Here is a 6,470-nt window from a genome sequence, read left to right on the forward strand (position 1 = left end):
CATTGTAGGGCTGCGGCGCGGCCCCGGCGGAGCGCGGGCGGGATCAGTCCGCCAGCTTGAGCACGCCCTTCATCACGGCGAAGTGTCCGGGGAAGGAGCAGAAATAGGCATAGTCCTGGCCCGCGGCCAGCTTGCTGACGTCGAACGTGACCGAATCCGATTCGCCGCCGCCGATGACCTTGGTGTGGGCGATGACGCGGGCATCTCCCTTCTTGACGTAGTCGTTGTCCAGGCCGGCGGCCATGCCGTCGGTGGCCACGCCCTGCAGGTCCGCCTGGCGGGTCAGCACCCAGTTATGGCCCATGACGTTCTTGGCCAGCTTGCCCGGATGCGTGAGGTTCACCGTGAACTGCTTGCAGCGCTTGCTGACGGTGATTTCCTTCTTGTCGAACTGCATCTGGTCGTTGCCGGCGATGTCCACCGAGCATTCGGCGGCCAGCGCGGGCGAGCAGGCGGCGGCGAGCAGGGCGGCCAGGCCGAGTTTCTTCAACATCATGTTCATGCCTCCAAAGGTGCGGAATGCGGGACAGGCCCGCTGCCGGCATTGTCGCGCGGCGGGCGGGGCGGACGTTTGACGCAGCGCAAGCGCGGTCGCCGCGCCTGATGCTCAGCGAAGCAGGGTGACAGGCAGGTCGGATAGCTGCAGCACTTGGTTGGCCACCGAGCCCAGGAATACGCCGGCCAGCGCGCCGTTGCCGCGCGAGCCCATGACGATGCGCTCGCAGCCGTGGCGGCGCGCATGTTCGACGATTTCCTGCGCCGGCTTGCCGAGCGCCACCTCGGCAGTGTGCGCCGTTTGCGCCGTGCGCGCCAGCGCGAGGGCATCCTTGAGCGCGTCCTCGCCTTCGCGGCGGTAGAAGTCGTCGATCATTTCCTGCGTGATCATGCGCGACAGGCCGGCGCGTCCGCGCGGCGGGGTCTGCACGTTGAGCAGGTAGAGGCGGGCGGCGGGCGCGCCGCCCGCCAGGGCGCAGGCGTGGCGCACGGCGCGCAGGCTGGATTCGGAGCCGTCCACGGGAACCAGGATCTTCAGCATGTCCGCTCCTTGCGCATTACTTGGCCAGGGTGACGGGTAGTTCCGTCAGGCGCAGCACCTTGGCGGCGACCGAGCCCAGCAGCACGGAGGACAGCGAGCCCAGCCCGCGCGAGCCCATGTAGATTTCATTGGCGCCGGTCTCGGCCGCCACGCGCGCGATGGTTTCGGCGGGCGGTCCGAGCTCGACCCGGCGGTTGCAGGGCAGACCCGCATCGTCGAGCAGGCGGGCGGCTTCGCGCTGCGCGTGCTCGCCGGTTTCGCGGCACAGCGCGTCGAGTTCTTCGGGCGCCAGCGGGCGGTCGAGCAGGCCGACGGGCAGCGGCGGCTGCACCGTGAGCAGGTCCACTTGCGAGACAGGATCGTAGCGGCGCGCCTGCAGCAGCGCTTGCACCGCGTGCAGAGACGCCTGGGATCCGTCAGTGGGAATCAAGATGCGTTTCATCGCCATTGCCTCGTGGGGAAACCCGACGTCTTTCCGACTTTACCGGAAATCGCGGGCGGCGGGCTTGCGGCGGCGCAAAGCGCGGGCGGTTCAGCACCATGCGGCGGGCACCGGCTGCACGGGCAGGTCCAGGCCGAGCAGCGCGCGCGCGGCGCGCGCCAGCGCCCGCGGATTTCCCGTGGCGGCCAGCTCGAGGCGGCCGGCCGTTGCGGGGTTGAGCAAATGCCGTGTCTGCAGCTGGTGGCGCAGCCAGCGCGCCACGGGCGCGCCGGTGTCGAGCAGCGTTACGCCGGGCCCGGCGGCCGCCTGGATGGCGGCGCGCAGGAAAGGGAAATGCGTGCAGCCCAGCACCAGCACGTCGGCGCCCGCGGCGAGCAGTTCCTGCACCGGCTGGCGCACGGCCGCGTCGGCCGCGGCGCCCTCCAGCTCGCCCTGTTCCACCAGCCGCACCCATTGCGGGCAGGGTTTCAGGAGGATGCGGACCTCGGGCGCCTCGCGTTGCGCCAGCGCGGCAAAGCGCGGGCTGGCCAGGGTGCCGGTGGTGGCGAACACGCCGATCACGCCGCTCGCGGTGAGGTGGGCGGCGGGCTTGATGGCCGGCTCCACGCCGATGATGATGCGTCCGGGATGGAGGGCGCGCAGTTCGCCGATGGCGGCGGCGGTGGCGGTGTTGCAGGCCACGACGATAGCTTTGGCGCGCAGGCGGACGAAGCGGTCCGCGATGGCGCGGGCCCGGGCGGCGACGGCCGCCGGGGATTTTTCGCCGTAGGGGACATGGGCCGAGTCGGCCACGTAGAGCAGGTCTTCGCCGGGCAGGGCGTCGCGGATGGCGCGCAGCACGCTCAAGCCGCCGACGCCGGAGTCGTAGACCCCGATGGGGTGTAGGGCAGGCATGGGAACAACGGAATGGCTCGGGGCGTGCCGACACGCCCTAGTAGGCGGCAAGTGTAGCGCCGCCGGCGGCTTGCAGCGCGGCGCGGTGCCGCCGCACTTCCGCGATGAGGCGGCGCACCGCGCCCGAGGGGGCGGCGTCGCGCCAGATCAGGTTGAGCGGGGCGCGCAGCGAGGCCGGCTCGCTGACCGGCACGTAGGCCACGCCTTCGATGTTGACGCGGCGCAGCGAGGCGGGCACCAGCGACACGCCCAGGCCGGCCGCCACCAGGCTCAGCGTGGACAGGATGCGCGGCGCTTCCTGCGCCACGCGCGGGCTGAAGCCGGCCGCCCCGCAGGCGGAAATGATGGCGTCGTACAGGCCCGGCCCGCTGTGGCGCCGGTACAGGATGAGGGATTCCCCCGCCAGCTCGGCCAGGGCGATATGCCGGCGCGCGCCGCCCTGCAGCGCCGCATGCCCGGCTGGAAACGCCGCCAGCATGGTTTCCTCCAGCACCGGTTCGGCCACGATGCCGTGGCCGGGGCCGTAGTCGCCCCGCACGAAAGCCGCGTCCACGCGGCCCTGGGCCACGGCGTCCATCAGCTCGCCGGTACTGCTTTCCTCCAGTTCCAGGCGGACATCGGGCGTGCTTTCGCGGAAGCGCCGGATGAGCGAGGGCACGAACGGATGGAAGGCGGCCGAGCCGGTGAAGCCCACGGTGAGGCGGCCGGTTTCGCCGCGCGACACGCGCCGCACGCCTTCGACCGCCTGGTCCACCAGGCTCACGATCTGGCGGGCGTCTTCCAGCAGGGCGCGGCCGCCTTCGGTGAGTTCCATGCCCCGGGGCAGGCGATGAAAGAGCGCCACGCCCAGCTCGGCCTCCAGCACGCGGATCTGCTGGCTGAGCGGCGGCTGGCGGATGCCCAGGCGCTCGGCCGCCTTGGTGAGATGGCCTTCCTCGGCCACGGCCAGGAAGTAGCGCAGCAGGCGCAGGTCCACGGATGCCATATCGGTTGAATATGAGTAATTACGTTGTCATATATTAGACATTATCCAATGTCAGGAGTAGGCTGCGAGTCTCGTTCTTTCCGGCCATCCGTCCGGACCCACCGACCGGCCCCGCGCCGGCATGAAGCATGAAAAGCGCAGCATTCCCCGTCGAGGCCGACCTGCGGCCGCCGCCCACTTGCGGGCAACTCTTCTCCGGTTTCCTGATGCTCGGCCTGACCGCCTTCGGCGGCGCGCTGCCCCTGGCGCGCCGCATGGTGGTCGAGAAGCACCGCTGGCTGAGCGGCCCGGAGTTCACCGATCTGCTGGGGCTGTGCCAGTTCCTGCCCGGCGGCAACATCATCAACCTGTCGGTGGCGCTGGGCATGAAATTCCGCGGCCCGCGCGGCGCGCTGGCGGCGCTGCTGGGGCTGATCCTGGCGCCCTCGGCCATCGTGGTCATGCTGGGCATGGTGTACGACCGCTTCCAGAACGATCCGCACGTGCAGCACTTGTTCGCGGGTCTGGCCGCGGCCGCGGCCGGCCTGCTGATTTCCATGGCCGTGAAGATCGGGCTGCCCGTGCTGCAGCGCCGCGACTGGTTGTCGGGCGTGGTCGCGCTGGCCTGTTTCGTGGCGATCGCCGTGCTGCGCGTCCCGCTGCTGCCCACCATGGCGGTGCTCACGCCGCTGAGCATTCTGCTGGTCTGGAGGCGCCGTCAATGATCCAGACGCTCATCGCGCTCGCGCTGATCTTTTCCCAGCTCTCGGTGCTGGCCTTCGGCGGCGGCAACACCATCCTGCCCGAAATGCAGCGCCAGGTGGTCGAGGTGCACGGCTGGATGAGCGCGGCGGATTTCTCCGCGCTGTTCGCGCTGGGACAGGCCGCGCCCGGCCCCAACCTGATGGTGGTCACGCTGGTGGGCTGGCACGTGGCCGGGTGGGCCGGCATGCTCGTCACCACCATCGCCAAGTTCGGCCCTTCGTCGCTCATCACCATCGCGGCCCTGGGCCTGTGGGAGCGGTTCAAGGACCGCCCCTGGCGCGGCGTGATCCAGGCCGGCATCTTCCCCATGACCGTGGGGCTGGTGGCGGCCAGCGCCGCGCTCATCACCGAGGCGTCGGCGCACACCTGGCTGCTGGGCGCCATCACGGCGGCCGTGGCGGCCCTGGGCAGCTTCACGCGCATCCATCCCTTGTGGCTGCTGTTTGCAGGCAGTATGGTCGGGTTGTTCGGCATCGCCTGATCCCGGGCGGTCGCCACAGGAGCCCGATGATGTCCTCGCAGGCCAAGCCGTCCGAAACCGGCCCGGATGCGCCCCCTCCCGATATTCCCAGTCTGCCGTTCTGGCACGCGCACCGCCGCCTGGTGGTGTGCGCGCTGCTGTTCGCCGCGGCGGCGGGCGGCCTGGCGGCCTATGGCGTATCGGTCGGCCTGGCCTTGCTGACGGGGTTCGACGCGGCGGCCCTGGTGTTCCTGGTGGTCACCGTGCGGGCGTTCGGGCGCACCAGCGTGCCCCAGATGCGCGTGCGGGCGCAGCAGCAGGACGTGGGCCGCGCCGGCGTGCTCTGGAGCAGCGTGGCGCTTTCCTGCATGGTGATGATGGCGCTGTGGGTGGAGCTGCGCGCCGAAGGCGACGCGCCGGGCGTGCTGGCCATCGTCGCCGCCGCGTCCACCATCGTGCTGTCCTGGCTCTACATGAACATGATCTTCGCCCTGCATTACGCGCACGGCTACTACAGTCACCGCAACGCCATGCACAACGGACTGGACTTTCCCGGCACCCAGGAGCCCGACTACTGGGACTTCGCGTACTTCGCGCTGGTGCTGGGCATGACGTTCCAGGTGTCGGACGTGCAGATCGTGAACCGGCGCCTGCGGCGCACCGTGCTCATCCACAGCGTGATCGCGTTTTTCTTCAACGTGTTCATCATCGCCATCAGCGTCAACGTGGCGGCGGGCCGCGCGTAGGCGGCCGAGCCGGGCCGTCAGGCCGCCGCCAGGCGCCAGAGCGAGGTCGTCTCGCGCGAGCGCGCCGCGTGCAGCGGATCGCCGGCGTCGCGGGCCCGGCCGTGCACGGGGCGCGTGTCGAGGCGGCCCGCCACGCGCAGGCCGGCGCCGTCGATCATCTCGAGCAGTTCCGCGCGGCTGCGCAATTCCAGGTGCTCGGCCAGGTCGGAAAGAATCAGCCAGCCTTCGCCGCCCGGCGCCAGATGGGATGCCAGGCCCTGGAGAAACCCGCGCAGCATGCGGCTGTCGGGATCGTACACGGCATGTTCCAGCGGCGAGCTGGGGCGCGCGGGCAGCCAGGGCGGATTGCAGACGACGAGCGGGGCACGGCCTTCGGGATAGAGGTCGGCGCGCAGCAGCCGCACCTGGTGTTCCAGGCCCAGCCGGGCCAGGTTCTCGGCGGCGCAGGCCAGGGCGCGCGGGTCCAGGTCCGTGGCCGTTACGCGGGCCACGCCGCGGCGCGCCAGCACCGCCGACAGCACGCCGGTGCCCGCGCCGATGTCGAAAGCCGATCCTCCCTCGGCGCCCGGCGGCAGCGGCGCGCGCGCCGCCAGTTCCACGTACTCGCCGCGCACGGGCGAGAACACGCCGTAGTGCGGATGGATGCGGGCGCCCAGCGCGGGGATCTCCACGCCCTTGCGCCGCCATTCGTGCGCGCCGACCAGGCCCAGCAGCTCGCGCAGCGAGGCCACGTAGGGCGCGTCGGCCGGTCCCAGCGCTTCCTCGCAGGCCTGGCGCGCGTCCGGCGCGCGGCGCAGGGCAATGGCATGGCCAGCCTCGAACGGGATGAGCAGCATGCCCAGGATGCGGGCGCGCTGCGATTGCGCCTGGCGGTGCTGGTTGAAGGCCTCGCGCGGCGTGGCCGCGGGTTTGCGCGGCTTGCGGTCGATGCGGCGCGCCATGGCCTGCAGGAGCTGGCGGGCGTTGTGGAAATCGCCGCGCCACAGCAGCGCCGTGCCTTCGCAGGCGAGCCGGTAGGCCGTGTCGGCGGGCATGCGGTCGTCGGCCACGGCCACACGCCGGGGCGCCGGGGCGCCGCTTTCGGATTGCCAGCGCGCGCGGCGCGCGCCGCCGCTTTCTTCCCAGACGAGTTCGGGGGCGGTCAAGACATCGCTCCGGAGGGC

At 71.2% G+C, this 6,470-nt stretch carries 9 protein-coding genes; 3 read left to right on the top strand and 6 right to left on the bottom strand.

Annotation, left to right across the window (positions count from 1 at the left end; genetic code table 11):
• Positions 1-43: 43 nt before the first annotated feature.
• The 5 genes from azu to NGJ44_RS21265 form a co-directional block, all read right to left on the bottom strand.
• The gene (gene azu, locus NGJ44_RS21245) at positions 44-493 is read right to left on the bottom strand and encodes an azurin (protein WP_053246184.1); all 450 of its coding nucleotides are present in this window, start codon (positions 491-493) and stop codon (positions 44-46) included.
• A 114-nt stretch (positions 494-607) separates the two neighbouring features.
• The gene (locus NGJ44_RS21250) at positions 608-1,036 is read right to left on the bottom strand and encodes a universal stress protein (protein ID WP_251865649.1); all 429 of its coding nucleotides are present in this window, start codon (positions 1,034-1,036) and stop codon (positions 608-610) included.
• Positions 1,037-1,052: 16 nt separating this feature from the next.
• Positions 1,053-1,478, bottom strand: coding sequence for a universal stress protein (locus NGJ44_RS21255; RefSeq protein WP_053246181.1), 426 nt, complete (start codon positions 1,476-1,478; stop codon positions 1,053-1,055).
• Positions 1,479-1,568: 90 nt separating this feature from the next.
• Positions 1,569-2,372, bottom strand: a complete 804-nt coding sequence (gene murI / locus NGJ44_RS21260; protein ID WP_251865651.1) for a glutamate racemase — start codon at positions 2,370-2,372, stop codon at positions 1,569-1,571.
• A 37-nt stretch (positions 2,373-2,409) separates the two neighbouring features.
• Entirely contained in the window at positions 2,410-3,357 is a 948-nt protein-coding gene (locus NGJ44_RS21265) for a LysR family transcriptional regulator (RefSeq protein ID WP_251865653.1), read from the bottom strand.
• A 128-nt stretch (positions 3,358-3,485) separates the two neighbouring features.
• Between NGJ44_RS21265 and NGJ44_RS21270 the strand changes: the two genes are divergently transcribed.
• Genes NGJ44_RS21270 through NGJ44_RS21280 form a run of 3 tightly spaced genes read left to right on the top strand, consistent with a single transcriptional unit; the run spans position 3,486 to position 5,307 of the window.
• Entirely contained in the window at positions 3,486-4,061 is a 576-nt protein-coding gene (locus NGJ44_RS21270; RefSeq protein ID WP_053246182.1) for a chromate transporter, read from the top strand.
• Positions 4,058-4,582: a chromate transporter gene (locus tag NGJ44_RS21275; protein ID WP_053246183.1), complete on the top strand. Its 525-nt coding sequence runs from the start codon at positions 4,058-4,060 to the stop codon at positions 4,580-4,582. Before NGJ44_RS21270 ends, NGJ44_RS21275 begins: the two co-directional genes overlap by 4 nt.
• A gap of 26 nt (positions 4,583-4,608) precedes the next feature.
• Entirely contained in the window at positions 4,609-5,307 is a 699-nt protein-coding gene (locus NGJ44_RS21280) for a DUF1345 domain-containing protein (protein WP_251865655.1), read from the top strand.
• A gap of 17 nt (positions 5,308-5,324) precedes the next feature.
• Here the strand turns inward: NGJ44_RS21280 and NGJ44_RS21285 are convergent, their stop codons facing one another.
• A complete protein-coding gene (locus NGJ44_RS21285) occupies positions 5,325-6,452 on the bottom strand; it encodes a methyltransferase (protein WP_251865657.1) in 1,128 nt (375 codons plus the stop codon).
• Positions 6,453-6,470 lie beyond the last annotated feature (18 nt).

The sequence above is a fragment of the Achromobacter sp. Marseille-Q4962 genome (genome assembly GCF_943737005.1).
Taxonomy (GTDB): Bacteria; Pseudomonadota; Gammaproteobacteria; order Burkholderiales; family Burkholderiaceae_B; genus Achromobacter.

Excerpts from the sequence above, each read along its gene's own strand:
- NGJ44_RS21270 (WP_053246182.1), top strand. The coding sequence starts at position 3,486 with ATGAAAAGCGCAGCATTCCCCGTCGAGGCCGACCTGCGGCCGCCGCCC.
- NGJ44_RS21255 (WP_053246181.1), bottom strand. The coding sequence starts at position 1,478 with ATGAAACGCATCTTGATTCCCACTGACGGATCCCAGGCGTCTCTGCAC.
- NGJ44_RS21280 (WP_251865655.1), top strand. The coding sequence starts at position 4,609 with ATGATGTCCTCGCAGGCCAAGCCGTCCGAAACCGGCCCGGATGCGCCC.
- murI (WP_251865651.1), bottom strand. The coding sequence starts at position 2,372 with ATGCCTGCCCTACACCCCATCGGGGTCTACGACTCCGGCGTCGGCGGC.
- azu (WP_053246184.1), bottom strand. The coding sequence starts at position 493 with ATGTTGAAGAAACTCGGCCTGGCCGCCCTGCTCGCCGCCGCCTGCTCG.
- NGJ44_RS21275 (WP_053246183.1), top strand. The coding sequence starts at position 4,058 with ATGATCCAGACGCTCATCGCGCTCGCGCTGATCTTTTCCCAGCTCTCG.
- NGJ44_RS21250 (WP_251865649.1), bottom strand. The coding sequence starts at position 1,036 with ATGCTGAAGATCCTGGTTCCCGTGGACGGCTCCGAATCCAGCCTGCGC.
- NGJ44_RS21265 (WP_251865653.1), bottom strand. The coding sequence starts at position 3,357 with ATGGCATCCGTGGACCTGCGCCTGCTGCGCTACTTCCTGGCCGTGGCC.